The organism is Streptomyces sp. NPDC001868, assembly GCF_040297125.1.
In the GTDB taxonomy this organism is placed as follows: domain Bacteria; phylum Actinomycetota; class Actinomycetes; order Streptomycetales; family Streptomycetaceae; genus Streptomyces.
The window spans coordinates 39,813-54,840 of sequence record NZ_JBEOYO010000011.1; the positions used below are offsets into that span (position 1 = coordinate 39,813).

The 15,028-nt window shown below is 72.5% G+C and carries 14 protein-coding genes and 1 pseudogene; 8 read left to right on the forward strand and 7 right to left on the reverse strand.

Annotated features, from left to right (window positions below):
* Positions 1–379: 379 nt before the first annotated feature.
* Positions 380–1,612 carry a glycosyltransferase gene (locus ABT147_RS15710; RefSeq protein ID WP_351406360.1) on the reverse strand — a complete coding sequence of 411 codons (1,233 nt, stop codon included), beginning with the start codon at positions 1,610–1,612 and terminating at the stop codon, positions 380–382.
* Positions 1,613–1,903: 291 nt separating this feature from the next.
* Positions 1,904–2,269 (reverse strand): nuclear transport factor 2 family protein, encoded by a 366-nt coding sequence (locus tag ABT147_RS15715; RefSeq protein ID WP_351406073.1) that lies wholly within the window; start codon positions 2,267–2,269, stop codon positions 1,904–1,906.
* A 166-nt stretch (positions 2,270–2,435) separates the two neighbouring features.
* Here ABT147_RS15715 and ABT147_RS15720 point away from each other — a divergent pair, with 166 nt between their 5' ends.
* Both ABT147_RS15720 and ABT147_RS15725 read left to right on the forward strand, forming a co-directional pair.
* A complete protein-coding gene (locus ABT147_RS15720) occupies positions 2,436–2,732 on the forward strand; it encodes a hypothetical protein (RefSeq protein ID WP_351406075.1) in 297 nt (98 codons plus the stop codon).
* Between the two features lie 186 nt (positions 2,733–2,918).
* A complete protein-coding gene (locus ABT147_RS15725; RefSeq protein WP_351406077.1) occupies positions 2,919–4,379 on the forward strand; it encodes an aldehyde dehydrogenase family protein in 1,461 nt (486 codons plus the stop codon).
* Between the two features lie 28 nt (positions 4,380–4,407).
* On the opposite strand, the gene ABT147_RS15730 is transcribed toward ABT147_RS15725, so the two are convergent.
* On the reverse strand, positions 4,408–6,168 hold the full coding sequence (locus ABT147_RS15730; protein ID WP_351406079.1) for an ABC transporter ATP-binding protein: 1,761 nt from the start codon (positions 6,166–6,168) through the stop codon (positions 4,408–4,410).
* Between the two features lie 148 nt (positions 6,169–6,316).
* Between ABT147_RS15730 and ABT147_RS15735 the strand changes: the two genes are divergently transcribed.
* A complete protein-coding gene (locus ABT147_RS15735; RefSeq protein WP_351406081.1) occupies positions 6,317–6,736 on the forward strand; it encodes a hypothetical protein in 420 nt (139 codons plus the stop codon).
* 51 nt (positions 6,737–6,787) lie between these two features.
* On the opposite strand, the gene ABT147_RS15740 is transcribed toward ABT147_RS15735, so the two are convergent.
* Positions 6,788–7,363, reverse strand: coding sequence for a rhodanese-like domain-containing protein (locus ABT147_RS15740; protein ID WP_351406083.1), 576 nt, complete (start codon positions 7,361–7,363; stop codon positions 6,788–6,790).
* A gap of 71 nt (positions 7,364–7,434) precedes the next feature.
* On the opposite strand from ABT147_RS15740, the gene ABT147_RS15745 reads away from it, so the two are divergent.
* Entirely contained in the window at positions 7,435–7,722 is a 288-nt protein-coding gene (locus ABT147_RS15745; protein WP_351406085.1) for a metal-sensitive transcriptional regulator, read from the forward strand.
* Positions 7,723–7,782: 60 nt separating this feature from the next.
* On the opposite strand, the pseudogene ABT147_RS15750 reads toward ABT147_RS15745, so the two are convergent.
* Both ABT147_RS15750 and ABT147_RS15755 read right to left on the reverse strand, forming a co-directional pair.
* Positions 7,783–8,539, reverse strand: a pseudogene (locus ABT147_RS15750) (sulfite exporter TauE/SafE family protein).
* The gene (locus tag ABT147_RS15755) at positions 8,536–10,053 is read right to left on the reverse strand and encodes a rhodanese-like domain-containing protein (protein WP_351406087.1); all 1,518 of its coding nucleotides are present in this window, start codon (positions 10,051–10,053) and stop codon (positions 8,536–8,538) included. Before ABT147_RS15755 ends, ABT147_RS15750 begins: the two are co-directional and overlap by 4 nt.
* Before the next feature lie 259 nt (positions 10,054–10,312).
* Between ABT147_RS15755 and ABT147_RS15760 the strand changes: the two genes are divergently transcribed.
* The 4 genes from ABT147_RS15760 (at position 10,313) to ABT147_RS15775 (ending at position 14,092) form a co-directional block, all read left to right on the forward strand.
* Positions 10,313–11,401 carry an S-(hydroxymethyl)mycothiol dehydrogenase gene (locus tag ABT147_RS15760; RefSeq protein WP_351406089.1) on the forward strand — a complete coding sequence of 363 codons (1,089 nt, stop codon included), beginning with the start codon at positions 10,313–10,315 and terminating at the stop codon, positions 11,399–11,401.
* On the forward strand, positions 11,401–12,030 hold the full coding sequence (locus ABT147_RS15765) for an MBL fold metallo-hydrolase (protein ID WP_351406091.1): 630 nt from the start codon (positions 11,401–11,403) through the stop codon (positions 12,028–12,030). The genes ABT147_RS15760 and ABT147_RS15765 overlap by 1 nt, the downstream gene beginning before the upstream one ends.
* A 220-nt stretch (positions 12,031–12,250) precedes the next feature.
* Entirely contained in the window at positions 12,251–13,180 is a 930-nt protein-coding gene (locus tag ABT147_RS15770; RefSeq protein WP_351406093.1) for an SDR family oxidoreductase, read from the forward strand.
* Positions 13,181–13,285: 105 nt separating this feature from the next.
* Complete coding sequence (locus ABT147_RS15775) at positions 13,286–14,092, forward strand: SDR family NAD(P)-dependent oxidoreductase (protein ID WP_351406095.1); 807 nt, start codon at positions 13,286–13,288, stop codon at positions 14,090–14,092.
* 133 nt (positions 14,093–14,225) lie between these two features.
* On the opposite strand, the gene ABT147_RS15780 is transcribed toward ABT147_RS15775, so the two are convergent.
* A complete protein-coding gene (locus ABT147_RS15780) occupies positions 14,226–15,005 on the reverse strand; it encodes a DUF3050 domain-containing protein (RefSeq protein ID WP_351406097.1) in 780 nt (259 codons plus the stop codon).
* Positions 15,006–15,028 lie beyond the last annotated feature (23 nt).

Sequence of the window (15,028 nt, forward strand, 5' to 3'; positions counted from 1 at the left end):
GGACGGCGGCCGTCGCCACGACGACGGGCGCGCGAGGCGGCGCCGCGCGGTCGTCGGTGTGCGAGGCGGCCCGGCGCGGGGGCGGTGCTGTCGGAGGGGGGCGGCCCGGGTGCGCCGCGATGGGTCGGGGTGGGGGCGTCGGCGGGCCGAGGAGTGGTATCGCATCGGGGCGGGCGATGTGCTCGCGTCGAAGTGCCGAGGGCCGGTTCACCGGCGAGCAGGCCGTTGGTTGCGGACTTCCGTCGCGTTGTCGGCCCGCCAGCCGGTTCACCGCGGCTGGGAGCGGCTGCACCGCGTCGGGGCTGGTGCTGCCGAGGGCCGGTTCAGCGGCGGGCAGGCTCCGGCTGTCGACTTCGCCGGCTGCTGGCTCCGCCCCGCGTTATCGGTCCGCCAGTCGGTTCACCGCGGTCAGGACCGGCTGTACCCCGTCCTCGGTGCGCAGGTGCTCGGCCAGGGCTCGGGCGCGATGGCCGTATGACGGGTCGCCGGTCGCCTGTCGGAGGGCGGTCTCCAGTGCGGTGGGTGTGAAGCCGCGCAGTGGTACGGCGCCGGGGGATACCCCGAGGGCGGCGAGGCGGGCGGCCCAGAAGCCCTCGTCGAACTGGACGGGGATCGGCACGGCCGGGACGCCGGCGCGCAGACCGGCCGCCGTGGTGCCCGCGCCCGCGTGGTGGACGACGGCGGCCATCCTCGGGAAGAGCAGGGAGTGCGGCACCTCGCCCACGGTGAACATGTCCTCGCCCTCGCCGCGCAGTTCACCCCAGCCCCGCTGGATCACCCCGCGCAGCCCGGCCGCCCGCAGGGCCCGTACGACCTCGCCGCTCATCCGCCCGGGATCGGGCACCGTCGCGCTGCCCAGGCCCACGAAGACCGGGGGCGGCCCGGCGTCGAGGAAGTCCAGCAGCGGGCCGGGCAGCCGGTCCTCGCGGTCGTACGGCCACCAGTAGCCGGTGATGTCCAGCCCGGCCCGCCAGTCACCGGGGCGGGGGACCACCCGGGGGCTGAAGCCGTGGAACACCGGCCAGGCCAGCCTCTCCCGGGTGCGGCGCGCGGCCACCCGGCCGGTGCGTGGAAGCCCGTACTCGGCACGCAGCCTGCGCACCTCCTCGGTGAAGATCCACTCGACGGCCGCGTTCACCGCGTGCCCGGCCGCCCGGTTGCCGACCGGCCCCCAGGAGCGGACCCCGGTCATCGGCGGCGCGAACTCCCGTGTGGGCGCCAGGGGTTGGAGGTTCACCCCCAGGCTCGGGATCGACAGTCCCTGGCCGATGGTGTGGCCGATGGGCGCCAGGGTGCCGGCCAGGAGCAGGGCATCACTGGCACGCGCGGCGGCCACCAGATCGCCGGCCATCCGCCCCACCAGGCTCCGGGCCATCTCCACCGCCCGGTACAGCTTCCCGGCCCCGGTGGAACTACGGTGCAGTCCCTGCCCGCGCTCCGACTCCAGTTCCTCCCGCGGATCCACGGCCATGGAGTGGAACGCGACCCCCGAGTCCGCCACCAGCGGTTCGAACCGGGCATGCGTCACCAGCGTGACCTCGTGCCCGGCCCGCACCAGTCCGTGTCCCAGTCCGGTGTACGGGGCCACGTCACCCCGGGAACCCGCCGTCATGATCGCTACGCGCACGCCCGTCAGTATGGCGGCGCCGGACGCGCGGAGGCAGGGGGACCGGACCGTGATGACCCGAAAGAGCCCCTGTCCGAAACCGCCTGCGCGGCCCCCCGTCACTGAGGGCCGGGCATACCCCCGGTCGGCGACAACTCCGTGACGGCGCCCCTCGTTCGCAGCGCCGCCCGGACCAGCGCGGCCGACAGCCGTCGTCCCGCCGCCGTGACCGGCCCGGGTGCCGTGTCGAGGTGCCTCTTGGGCCCTGGCGGCTCCGCCTGTTCGCCGGCGGACCGGCTACTCGTCCCAGGCCTGGATCATGGTGTGGTCGATGATCTTGCCGTCGCGCAGCGAGATCATCGAGCTGGCCAGGACCCGTACCCCGTCGGGGTACAGGCAGGACTCGGTGAAGGCGACCTGGTCGCCCTGGACGACGCACTGCTCGACCTTGTGGGTCATGTCCCGGCTGCAGACGTCGTCGTACATGGCGGCGATCTGGTCCCGGCCGTGCATGACCTTGGGGTGGCTGGGCTGGGTGTTGCGGTCGACGACGCGCAGCTCGGCGTCGTCGGCGTAGAGCGACGTCAGTGTCGCCGCGTTCGCTTCCTCCGTGCCCCGGCGCAGCGCTTCGACATCGAAGGCGGGGCTCGTCGAGGTGCCCATGGGTGACCTCCTTCGAAGGCCGTGGCCCGGCAAGGGGAGCGGGCCGTGAAAGGCCTTTTCCTACGAGGCTCCTCCGCCGCGCGGGGCCCGGCAAGCGCAGCGGGAGCCGTGCGCCTCCCGGGTGAGCGGCCGTGACCGTCCGGGGCCGGGGACCGTTGCTGAGGGCATGATCTCAACTCGACGCATCGTCGCCGCCGTGGGTCTCGCCATCGGTGTCACGGGCCTGGCCGCACCGATGGCGAACGCGGACGCCACGGCGGACGCGACCCAGCTCAACCCGATGACCACGCTGGACTCGCTCGCCGTCAGCGACCTCCCGGAGGAGCACAAGGCGGCCCTGCCGCGCCCCTCGCAGCAGCTCAAGAGCCTCAACCAGGTCCACGAGCTGAACCGGCTGAACGAGCTGCACCAGGTCACCGACATGGCCGCGCCCGCCCTCGGTCTGCTGGGCGCCATCGAGTAGCGAAAACGGTCGGACAAGGCCGGGAGCCCCGCCGCGCGGACACCGCGGTGGGGCTCTTGACATTCCCGGAGGCCGGGCAGAGCATCACGGAACAGTAACGTAATTGAATTTCGCACTAAGAACGCTCAAGAGCGATCATGCTCGATCGCGTACTGTCGTCGATACGTACCCCGAGGAAGCCGCATCATGGCCATCACCCGTGACCTTCTGATCGGCGGCAAGGACGTGCCCGCCACGTCCGGCCGCACCGCCGAGGACCTCGACCCGTACACGGGGGAGGTGTACGCGACGGTCGCGGCGGCCGGTCCGGAGGACGTCCGGCGGGCCGTGGACGCCGCCGACGCCGCGTTCGAGGAGTGGGCCGCGCTCACCCCCTTCGCCCGGCGGGCGATCTTCTTCAAGGCCGCCGAACTGCTGGAGGGCCGTGGCGACCAGGTCGCCGACATCATGGCCCGCGAGGCGGGCGGCACCCGGCCGTGGGCGTACTTCAACGTGGCGCTCGCGGCGAACATCCTGCGCGAGGCGGCGGCCGCGATCACCGCGCCGCGCGGCGAGGTCCTCAGCAGCCAGAAGGAGGGCGCGCTCGGCCTCGCGGTGCGTGAACCCCTGGGCGTGGTGGCCGCGTTCGCGCCGTGGAACGCGCCGGTCATCCTCGGTGTACGGGCCGTGGCGGCACCGCTGGCCGCCGGCAACACCGTCGTCGTCAAGCCCAGTGAGGACGCGCCGATCGCCTGCGGACTGCTGGTCGCGGACGTGTTCCGGGAGGCCGGACTGCCCGACGGCGTGCTCAACGTGGTCACCAACGCCCCCGAGGACGCGGCGGAGATCGCCGAGGCGCTGATCTCCGACGAGCGGGTGCGCGCGGTGAACTTCACCGGCTCCACCGGCGTCGGCCGCATCATCGGCGAGCACGCGGCCCGTCATCTCAAGCCCGCCGTACTGGAGTTGGGCGGCAAGAACGCCGTCATCGTGCTCGACGACGCCGACGTGGACTACGCGGTCGACGCCGTCACCTTCAGTGTGTTCATGAACGCCGGGCAGATCTGCATGTCCGGCGACCGGATCCTCGTCCACGAGTCGCTGGCCGAGGAGTTCGCGCAGAAGTTCACCGCCAAGGTCGGCACCCTCCAGGCAGGCGACCCGAACCACCCGCACACGGTGGTCGGCCCGCTGGTCAGCGCCGACGCCGCCCAGCGGATCGCGGCGCTGGTGAAGGACGCCGTCGCCAAGGGCGCCACGGTGCTCACCGGCGGCGGGCAGCCGGAGGGCGCGGTGCACCCGGCGACCGTGCTCACCGACGTGCCCAAGGACGCCGACCTGTACTACCAGGAGTCCTTCGGTCCGCTCTGCGTCCTGGAGACCTTCACCGCCGACGAGACGGCCGTGGCCGTCGCCAACGACACCGACAACGGCCTGAGTTGCGGCATCATCACCGAGAACGCCACCCACGGACTCGCCGTCGCCCGCCGGATCCGCACGGGCATCGTGCACATCAACGACCAGTCCGTGGCCGACGAGCCGATGGCCCCCTTCGGCGGTGTGAAGGCCTCCGGCTACGGGCGCTTCGGCGGTCGCTGGGGCATCGAGGCGTTCTCCAACACCCGCTGGGTGACCATCGCCGGCCAGCAGGCGCACTTCCCCTTCTGACGCCTCCGGGGACTCAACGAGGTCCCGGCTATCCGGCCGTCGCGAGGAACTGGGTGGCCGCCAACTCCGCGTACAGCGGGTCGGCGGCCACGAGTTCCCGGTGGGTGCCGACCGCGCGAACGCGGCCCGCGTCCATGACCACGATGCGGTCGGCCATCGTCACCGTCGACAGCCGGTGGGCCACGACCAGCACCGTCGTCGTACGGGCCACATCGGCGACCGTGTCACGCAGCGCCGCCTCGTTCACCGCGTCCAGTTGGCTCGTCGCCTCGTCGAGCAGCAGCAGACGCGGTCGGCGCAGCAGGGCCCGCGCGATGGCGACGCGCTGGCGCTCACCGCCGGAGAGCTTGGTGCCCCGGTGGCCGACCAGGGTCTCCAGGCCCTGGGGGAGCTTGGCGATCAGACCGTCCAGGCGGGTCGTCTTCAGCACCCGCCCGAGGTCGCCCTCGTCGGCGCTCGGGTTGCCGAGGAGCAGGTTGTCGCGCAGGGTCCCGGACAGCACGGGCGCGTCCTGCTCGACATAGCCGATCGCGGACCGCAGCCGGGACAGCTCCCACTCGGCGACATCACGGCCGTCGACCGTGATGAGGCCCGCCTCCGGGTCGTAGAACCGCTCGATGAGCGAGAACACCGTCGTCTTGCCCGCGCCCGACGGTCCCACGAACGCCGTCATGCCCCGGGCCGGGACCTCGAAGGTCACGCCGTGGTGGACGTACGGCAGATCGTCGGCGTACCGGAAGCGGACCTCGTCGAAGGCGAGCGCCGCGGGTGCCGTGTCCGGGGACGGCAGTGGTGCGGGCCGCGAGGCCGGTTCGGCGGGCAGCCGCATCGCCTCCTGGATGCGGGAGAGCGCGGCGGCACCGGTCTGGTACTGGGTGATCGCGCCCACGACCTGCTGTATCGGCGACATCAGATAGAAGACGTACAGCAGGAACGCCACCAGCGTGCCCACGTCGATCGCGCCGGTCGCGACCCGGGCGCCGCCCACCGCCAGCACGGTGATGAAGGCGATCTGCATGGCGAGCCCGGCCGTGTTGCCCGCCGCCGCCGACCACTTGGCGGCCCGGACGCTCTGCCGCCAGGACTCCTCGGCCGCCGCGTGGATCGTCTCCTCCTCGCGATGCTCGGCACCGGACGCCTTCACCGTGCGCAGCGCGCCGAGGATCCGCTCCAGGGAGGCGCCCATCGCGCCGACCGCGTCCTGCGCCGCCCGGCTGGCCTTGTTGATACGCGGCACGATCACCCCGAACACCAGGCCCGCGCCCACGATCACGCCCAGCGTCACCGCCAGCAGCACCGGGTCCACCAGACCCATCAGCGCCACCGTCGCCACCAGCGTCAGTCCGCCGGTGCCGAGACCCACCAGGGTGTCGGTGGTGACCTCGCGCAGCAGGGTGGTGTCGGAGGTGATCCGCGCCATCAGATCGCCCGGCTCACTGCGGTCCACCGCCGTGATCCGCAGCCGCAGCAGATACGAGGACAGGGCGCGCCGCGCGCCGAGCACCACCGACTCGGCCGTGCGCTGCAGCACGTACGAACCCACCGCGCCCACGGCCGCGTTGGTGACGACCAGCACGGACATCAGGACCAGCGCCCAGGTGATCGTCCGGTCGTGCGAGAGGTCGTCGATCAGCTCCCGGGCCACCAGCGGCAGGGCGAGCCCGGTGGCGCCGGTGACGAGGGACAGCAGTGCGCCCAGCAGCAGCGTCCAACGATGGGGCCTTACATAACCGAGCAGCAGCCGCCAGGTGGGCGGCTGCCGCTCGGCCGTGGTCTCAGGGGTGCTCACGAGGCTCCTCGGCAGGTCGGTCGGGGAGTGGGGACCGGGCGCGGAGCCTCAGCCTACGTCGGGGGCGCACGCCACCGGGAGCGGGTTTCAACCGCCCAGCAGCACCCCCCGGTCCCGGGCGACGGCGAGCACGGCCGGGGTGCGGTCCGTGCCGCCGTCGGCGGGCGGCGGATACGCGTCGAGCATCCGCGCCAGCACCTCGCCCGGACCCAGTTCGAGGTACGTCTCCACGCCCTCCCGGCGCAACAGGTCGACCGCGTCCGAGAAGCGCACGGGATCACGCAACTCCCGTACCCAGAACTCCGGTTCGGCCGCCTCCGCCTCGACCGGCTTCGCCCGCGCGGAGACCGCCACCCTCCGCCCCTTCGACGAGATCGGCCTGCGCACGGCCGTCCTCGCCGCCGACCACGCCGACGTCGTTCTCGTCGAGCCCTGTCTGCCCGGCGCCTCGGCCGGTCACGTCGCCGAGACGCTCGTCCACGTACCGCACCGCCTGCTGGCCCTGGGAGACGCGGACGGCCTGGACAAGCACGGGATCGCCCAGGCCGTACGGGACTTCGTGCGCTGACGGGAGCGGTGGGAGGCGCGAGCCGTGGTGGCCCGCGCCCCTGCCGGTCGGCTACCGCGCCCCCAGCGCGGCGAGTGTGGCGTCGAGGTCCGTCGCGCGTGGGCGGTTGTGCGGCAGTCTGCTCAGGATCGCCGCCATGCCGCAGGTGTCGGTGAGCGCCGAGAACACGAGGCCGCCCGCGATCCCGGCCGACAGCACCTGCCAGGCCGGGTGCAGCAGGCCGAGGCCCAGCCCGACGAGCACGAGGGCGCCGGCGGTGAACCGGACCTGACGCTCCATGGCCCAGCCGACCCGCGCGCCGCCGGACGGCCGGTGCAGCTCATGACCGCCGGCCGCCCAGGCGTTCGTACCGCCGGTGAGGTCGGCCGCCGTGACGCCGTGCTCGGCGAGCAGCGCGCAGGCCCGCGCGGACCGGTTGCCCGACCTGCAGACCACCACCAGTTCGGCGGCGGACTCCTTGAGGACGGGCAGTGCGCGCTCCAGCCGGTCGAGCGGGACGTTCAAAGCGCCGGGAACATGTCCCGAGGCGTACTCGCCGGGGGTGCGGACATCGACGACGGTCAGCTCGGCCAGCCGTGCGCGGGCCTGGTCGACGCTGAGGGAAGGGGGAGCGAGGGGAGCGGACATGGTGGCTTGCGATCCTTTCCTGCGGGGGGCGGTAAAATACCCCCAAGGGTATGTAGAGGAGTGGAGTGGTCGTGGAGCTGCGGTTCGAAGGCGATGAGCTCAAGTCGGTGCTGAACCGGCTGCGGAGGGCCCAGGGGCAGATCTCCGGGGTGGTCAAGATGATCGAGGAGGGGCGCGACTGCGAGGACGTCGTCACCCAGCTCGCCGCGGCTTCCCGAGCCCTGGACCGGGCGGGCTTCGCCATCATCGCCACCGGACTGCAGCAGTGCCTCACCGACGCCGAGAAGGACGGGCGGAACGGGGAGACGAACGAGCAGATGCGGGCGCGACTGGAGAAGCTGTTCCTGTCGCTGGCGTGAGGGGTGTGCGGGGAGGGGGTGAGGCTGGCCCCGGGCTCGCGGGGTGGGCCAGGCCCTGCCTCAGCTGAGTGACGTGATCGCGTCGATCAGCATGAACGCGGCGACGGCCAGCAGTACCCAGGCGAAGACCCGCCGGAGGGTGTCCCCGGAGACCTTGTCGGCCAGCCGTCGCCCGTCCCAGGCGCCGAGGGATGGCGGCCCCGGCGAAGGGGGCGACGACCGTCCAGTCGAGTCCCTCGGCGGCGCCGGTCCGGGCCGCAAGCGCGGCGAACGAGTTCACGGTGATGACGAGCAGGCTCGTGCCGACGGCGTCGCGCATGCGCAGGCCCACCACGTTCACCAGGGCGGGCACGGCGAGGAAGCCGCCGCCCACCCCGAGGAGGCCGGTGACCCCGCCGAGTCCCGCGCCGGACAGGGCGACCCGGCCCGGCCGTACGGTCGACGCCTCCCGCCGGGTGCCCGAGGGGCGCAGCATCCGGTACGCGGCCACACTCGCGACCAGGGCGAACGCCCCGGTCAGCAGGGTGGGCGGCAGTCCCGCCGACAGTGCCCCGCCCAGCGCCGCGGGCACCAGTCCCGCCGCCGCGAACAGGGCTCCGCCGCGCAGCCGGACCGTGCCCGCCCGGAGGTGTGCGGCCAGCGCGGTCGCCGAGGTGACTGCGACGATCACCAGACTCGCGGTGGCCGCCGAGTCCGGGCTGAACCCCAGCAGATAGACCAACGCGGGCACCGCGAGCACACTCCCACCCCCACCCAGCGCCCCCAACGAGACCCCGATCACGCCCCCGGCGAACAGGGCGAGAACGAGAGCGCTCATCCGACGGGGACACCGGTCGAAGCGGCGGCAGCGAGGGGGGCATCCGGTGCCGGGGTGGCAGCGGACGCGGGTGCCGCCGGGGCGGTGCCGGTCGAGGGTGCTCCCACCGGGCCGGCTCCGGTCGCGCGCGGCCCGGCAACCGGTGCCGTCCTCGTCATGGGCAGGCCGGCGGTCGCCGCCGCCCCGAAGCCGTCGTCCACGGCCACCACCTGGCGGCCTGCCGCGTCCAGCAGGGACGCGGCGATGGCGGCGCGCATGCCTCCGGCGCAGTGGATCCAGACCGTGCCGTCGGGTATTTCGGTGAGCCGGTCGCGCAGGTGGTGCAGCGGGATGTGCACCGACCCGTCGATGTGGCCGGTGGCCGCGCGTTCGGAGGTGCGGCGGACGTCGAGGATCACGATCCGGCCGTCGTCCTGAGCCGTGGCCCGGGCCAGGTCGGTGAACATGCCGCGCGGGAAGGAGCGCGGACGCTCGCCCTCGCGCAGCCAGTCGGCGGGTGAGCCGGTGGCCGCGGCGGCCGGACGGTCGATGCCGACGCGCACCAACTCCCGCTGGGCATGGGCGAGTTGGTCCGGCGAGTCGGCGAGCAGGGTCACCGGCCTGCCCCACGGCAGCAGCCAGGCCAGATACGTGGCGAGCTGCCCCTCCGCCTCGAAGTTCACCGCCCCGGCGACATGCCCCTCGGCGAACGCGACCCGGTGGCGCAGATCCACCACCCACTCGCCCGCCGCCAGCCGCGCGGCGATCTCCTCGGCGCCGGCCGGGTTGGGCGGCGTCAGATCCACCGGCGCGGGCCCCCGCGCGTTGGCGGGGCCCATGTGCGCGTAGTACGCCGGTACGTCGTCGAGGCCGGCCAGCAGGTCGGCGACGAACGTGTCCGCGTCCTTGACCAGGGCCTCGTTGCCGGCCCGCTCCCGCGCGACGGTCGTCGTGTCGCCCGCCGGCGGCCCGGCGGAACAGAAGCTGCCGAAGCCGTGCGTGGGCAGGACGGCCGTCTCGTCCGGCAGCTCCTCGGCCAGCCGGTGCGCCGACGCGTACTGGGCGCGGGCCAGCTCACCGGTCAGTCGGGGCTCGACGAGATCCGGGCGCCCGACCGTACCGATCAGCAGGGAGCCGCCGGTGAACACGGCCACCGCCCCGCCGGCCTCCTCCAGCACGTACGCGGTGTGGTGCGGGGTGTGCCCGGGCGTGGCGACCGCCCGCAGCGTCAGACCCGCGTCGATCTCCACCGTGTCGCCGTCGCGCACCGGCACCCGCTCGTAGGCGACTCGCGCCCCGGCGGGCACCAGATAGGCGGCGCCGGTCAGCCGGGCCAGCTCCAGCCCGCCGGTGACGTAGTCGTTGTGGACGTGCGTCTCGACGACGTACGCGATCCGCACGCCCCGCCGGGCCGCGGCCGCGATCACCCGGTCGATGTCGCGCGGCGGATCGACCGCCACGGCACCGCGCGGACCGCCCGCCAGATAGCTGCGGTTGCCCAGCCCCGGCACCTCGATGGTGTCGACGAAGTACATGGCGGCACTCCTCTCCTCGGTCGTTTCTCCTCGGCCGTTCGAAATTACCCCCGGGGGTATATGGGTCACCGTAGCAGAGATACCCAGGGGGGTATCCATGAGCTTCGGGTCGGCGGGCGGGAACGGCCCGCGTACAGGGGGTGTGGGCGACCTTTTCGGCCACGGCTCCGCCCGCCCAGGAGGCCCTACTCGCTGGTCACTCCGTAGGGTGACCATGGGCGGGAGACCGCCCGATCTCGGATCGACGGAAGGGTTCACCATGGCGCAGGAAGTACGCGGCGTGATCGCACCGGGCAAGAACGAGCCGGTGCGGATCGAGACGATCGTCGTACCCGACCCGGGGCCGGGGGAGGCCGTGGTGAAGGTGCAGGCGTGCGGGGTGTGCCACACCGATCTGCACTACAAGCAGGGCGGCATCAACGACGACTTCCCCTTCCTGCTCGGCCATGAGGCCGCCGGTGTGGTGGAGTCGGTCGGCGCGGGCGTCACCGACGTGGCCCCCGGCGACTTCGTGATCCTCAACTGGCGTGCGGTGTGCGGCAATTGCCGCGCCTGTCGGCGTGGGCGCCCCTGGTACTGCTTCAACACCCACAACGCCACCCAGAAGATGACCGTCGCCTCGACCGGCCAGGAGCTGTCCCCGGCGCTCGGTATCGGCGCCTTCGCGGACAAGACGCTCGTCGCCGCCGGGCAGTGCACCAAGGTCGACCCGGCCGCCGCCCCGGCGGTCGCCGGACTGCTGGGCTGCGGGGTGATGGCCGGCATCGGTGCCGCGATCAACACGGGCAACGTGGGCCGGGGCGACACGGTCGCCGTCATCGGCTGCGGCGGCGTCGGGGACGCGGCCATCGCCGGGTCCCGGCTGGCCGGCGCCGAGAAGATCATCGCGGTCGACATCGACGACCGGAAACTGACCACCGCCAAGGGCATCGGCGCCACCCACACGGTCAACTCCAAGGACACCGACCCCGTCGAGGCGATCCGTGAGCTGACCGGCGGCTTCGGCGCCGACGTAGTCATCGAGGCGGTGGGTCGCCCGGAGACGTACAAGCAGGCCTTCTACGCCCGTGACCTGGCCGGCACGGTGGTCCTCGTCGGCGTTCCCACCCCGGAGATGAAGCTCGAACTCCCCCTCCTCGACGTCTTCGGCCGCGGCGGCGCCCTGAAGTCCTCCTGGTACGGCGACTGCCTGCCCGACCGCGACTTCCCCATGCTGATCAACCTCTATCTCCAGGGCCGGCTGGACCTGGAGGCGTTCGTCACGGAGACCATCGCCCTGGACGACGTGGAGAAGGCCTTCGAGCGGATGCACGGCGGCGACGTCCTGCGCTCGGTGGTGACGCTCTGATGGCCGCCCGCATCGAACACCTCGTCACCTCCGGGCAGTTCAGCCTCGACGGCGGCACCTGGGACGTCGACAACAACGTGTGGCTCGTCGGCGACGACCACGAGGTCGTCGTCATCGACGCCGCCCACGACGCCGACGCCATCGCCGAGGCCGTGGGCGACCGCACCCTGCGGGCCATCGTGTGCACCCACGCCCACAACGACCACATCGACGCCGCCCCGGCGCTCGCCGAGCGCACGGGCGCGCCGATCTGGCTCCACCCGGACGACCTGCCGCTGTGGAAGCAGACCCACCCCGACCGGCTGCCCGACCACTGGCTGGCCGACGGCCAGGTCATCGAGGCCGCCGGCGCCGATCTGACCGTCCTGCACACCCCCGGCCACGCACCGGGCGCGGTCTGTCTGTACGACCCGGGCCTCGGCACGGTCTTCACCGGCGACACCCTGTTCGCCGGCGGCCCCGGCGCCACCGGCCGCTCGTACTCCCACTTCCCGACGATCATCGACTCCATCCGCGACCGCCTCCTGACCCTCCCACCCGACACCTCCGTCCGCACCGGCCACGGCGACAGCACGACCATCGGAGCGGAGGCCCCGCACCTGGAGGACTGGATCAACCGCGGCCACTGATCAGCAGAGCCCAGCACCCCGCGCCCTCAAGGGGCGCGGGGAACCGCGCGAGCAGCCCGAACGAACCCGCGGCCGCCCATTCACCCAAACGACCGAGCTATTCGGCGCCCCGCCGAAAACCCGACAGAAGATGTCCGGCTTCCAAGACACCCTCATCTCAAGGACGCCGGAACACATCCCGACGCCCGCCAAGGTGACCCGTACACCCAGGAGGCCGGACATGTCGACACCGCCCAACAACAAGCCGCTCAAGAACAAGGTCGCACTCGTCGCCGGAGCAACCCGCGGAGCAGGACGCGGCATCGCCGTGGAACTGGGCGCGGCCGGCGCGACGGTCTACGTCACCGGCCGCTCCACCCGCGAGCGACGCTCGGAGTACGACCGCCCGGAGACCCTGGAGGACACCGCCGACCTGGTCACCGAAGCGGGCGGCCACGGCATCGCCGTACCCACCGACCACCTCGAACCGGCCCAGGTCAAGACCCTCGTGGACCGGATCGCGGAAGAACAGGGCCGGCTCGACGTCCTCGTCAACGACATCTGGGGCGGCGAGAAGCTCTTCGAGTGGGAGAGCCCGGTCTGGGAGCACGACCTCGACAACGGCCTGCGGCTGCTGCGCCTCGCCGTCGAGACCCACGCCATCACCAACCACCTCGCTCTGCCCCTGCTGCTGCGCCACCCCGGCGGCCTGGTCGTGGAGATGACGGACGGCACGGCCGAGTACAACGCGGCCAACTACCGGGCCACCTTCTTCTACGACCTCGCCAAGTCCTCCGTCCTGCGCATGGCGTTCGCCCTCGGCCATGAACTGGGCCCGCGCGGCGCCACCGCCGTCGCCCTCACCCCTGGCTGGCTCCGCTCGGAGATGATGCTCGACGGGTACGGTGTCACCGAGGAGAACTGGCGCGACGCCCTCGACCGCGTCCCCCACTTCGCCATCTCCGAGACACCCCGCTACGTCGGCCGGGCCGTCGCCGCCCTCGCCGCCGACCCCGACGTGGCCCGCTTCAACGGCGAGTCCCTCTCCAGCGGCTCCCTCGCCCGGACGTACGGCTTCACCGACCTCGACGGCAGTCGGCCGGACGCCTGGCGCTATGTCGTCGAGGTCCAGGACACGGGCAAGCCGGCGGACACGACCGGCTACCGCTGAACCGTCCTCATGAGCCACTCGACGGGGACGCGGGCGTCGTAGCCGTAGCCGTAGAGATCGCGTCGCATCTGTCCCGGTGATCGGCCCCGCAGTACGTTCTGCCGTATGGATGCGACGGGACGCTTCGACGGGTACGGGGTTCTCATCACGGGCGCGGCGCGTGGGATCGGTGCGGCGACGGCCCGGCGGCTGGCCGAGGAGGGGGCCCGGGTGCTCGTCACCGACGTGGACCTGCCGGCCGCCGAGCGGACCGTGACGGAGCTGCGGGGCGACGGGCTGGCCGCCGAGGCGTACCGGTGCGACGTCGGGGACCGGGAGTCCGTCGAGGCGGCGGTCGCGCACGCGGTGACGGCCCTCGGCTCCCTCGACGTCCTGGTCAACAACGCCTTCGGCTGCACCCCGGACGTGCCGCTCTTCGAGGACACCCTGGACGAGACCTGGGCCCGCGACCTCGACCTCACCCTGACCAGCGCGTTCCGCTGCTCCCGCGCCGCCCTGCCGCACCTGGTGGCATCGGGACGCGGCGCCATCGTCAACATCGGCTCCGTCAACGGCCTCCAGGACTTCGGCAACCACGCCTACAGCGCCGGCAAGGCCGGCCTCGTCTCCCTCACCCGCACCCTCGCCGGCGATGCCGCGCCCCGGGGCGTCCGCGTCAACCTGGTGGCCCCCGGCACGATCCGCACCCCCGGCTGGGCGGGCCGCGAGTCCCACCTCGACGACCTCGCCGAGATCTACCCCCTGGGCCGCGTGGGCGAACCGACCGACATCGCGGCGGCCGTGGCTTTCCTGGCTTCCCGGGACGCGTCCTGGATCACCGGCACGACCCTGCGCGTGGACGGCGGCCTGCTGGCCGTCAACACATCGTTCGACAGGGCGGCACGAGCCTGGCGGGAGGAGACAGAGGCATAGAACCCAGTCCCCCCGCAGCGCCCCGACAGGGGCGCGGGGCTGTGCTTGACATGCGTCTGCCGCCGCGTGGGCGCGACCGGCCACGGACGACCGTCAGCACACCACCGTCCCCCACCCCGATGGCGCTGTGAACTCACCCCATCGCAGCCACAATCCCGTCCCAGAAACGAGAACGCGCCTCCAACGCCAGCACGGCCGTCTCCACGGCCTCCTCCCACCGCCCCTCCACCCCACCGCACAGATCCGCCACCATCGCCATCGCCATCGGCGTGTGCTCCTCCCCGTCCACCTCGATGTGCCGCGCGAGATAGTCGCAGAACAACGGGAACCGCTCCGTCCCCTCCTTCTTGATGACCTGGTCGAACATGTCCGGGATCAGATCCTCCCGGGAGAACGCGAACGCGGCGGCCCGGCAGTGCAGCGGCCGCTCCCCGATGATCTCGAAGGTCGTCCGGACGAACTCGGCGGCGGGACCGGGCACTTGGGCGACCCGCAGCGCCGCCGGCACCTCGTGGCCCTCACCGATGAGCCCGAGGAACGTGTCGAGGCGGGAGGTGTCCGCCCCGGCCTCGCCCATGCCCGACCGGTACAGCTCGAAGTGACTGGTGAATCCGCCGTTCAGTTCGTCGCTCTCCTCGACCAGCACGATGTCGTTGATGAGCCGCCGGCTGACCTCGGACCCGCGCGGCACCCAGGGAACGTCCACACATGTCAGGTCCCGCTGAAGGGACTTGAGGAGGGACATGAAGTCCCACACCGCGAAGACATGGTGCTCCATGAACACCGCCATATCGGAGCGGCTTTCGATGCGCTGATAGATCGGATGCGTGGTGACTTCTTTCCGTACGGGTTCGATCGCGGCGCGCGCCCGGTCGATTCCCTCGTGGTTCATATCCCAGTCGTACCTGGACATGACTCTCCTTCACTTTCGTGCAA

What these genes read in the sequence shown, in the direction of transcription:
- ABT147_RS15710 (WP_351406360.1), bottom strand. Translation starts at nt 1,612, where the DNA reads ATGACGGCGGGTTCCCGGGGTGACGTGGCCCCGTACACCGGACTGGGA.
- ABT147_RS15755 (WP_351406087.1), bottom strand. Translation starts at nt 10,053, where the DNA reads ATGTACTTCGTCGACACCATCGAGGTGCCGGGGCTGGGCAACCGCAGC.
- ABT147_RS15760 (WP_351406089.1), top strand. Translation starts at nt 10,313, where the DNA reads ATGGCGCAGGAAGTACGCGGCGTGATCGCACCGGGCAAGAACGAGCCG.
- ABT147_RS15720 (WP_351406075.1), top strand. Translation starts at nt 2,436, where the DNA reads ATGATCTCAACTCGACGCATCGTCGCCGCCGTGGGTCTCGCCATCGGT.
- ABT147_RS15765 (WP_351406091.1), top strand. Translation starts at nt 11,401, where the DNA reads ATGGCCGCCCGCATCGAACACCTCGTCACCTCCGGGCAGTTCAGCCTC.
- ABT147_RS15715 (WP_351406073.1), bottom strand. Translation starts at nt 2,269, where the DNA reads ATGGGCACCTCGACGAGCCCCGCCTTCGATGTCGAAGCGCTGCGCCGG.
- ABT147_RS15780 (WP_351406097.1), bottom strand. Translation starts at nt 15,005, where the DNA reads ATGTCCAGGTACGACTGGGATATGAACCACGAGGGAATCGACCGGGCG.
- ABT147_RS15775 (WP_351406095.1), top strand. Translation starts at nt 13,286, where the DNA reads ATGGATGCGACGGGACGCTTCGACGGGTACGGGGTTCTCATCACGGGC.
- ABT147_RS15740 (WP_351406083.1), bottom strand. Translation starts at nt 7,363, where the DNA reads ATGTCCGCTCCCCTCGCTCCCCCTTCCCTCAGCGTCGACCAGGCCCGC.
- ABT147_RS15725 (WP_351406077.1), top strand. Translation starts at nt 2,919, where the DNA reads ATGGCCATCACCCGTGACCTTCTGATCGGCGGCAAGGACGTGCCCGCC.
- ABT147_RS15770 (WP_351406093.1), top strand. Translation starts at nt 12,251, where the DNA reads ATGTCGACACCGCCCAACAACAAGCCGCTCAAGAACAAGGTCGCACTC.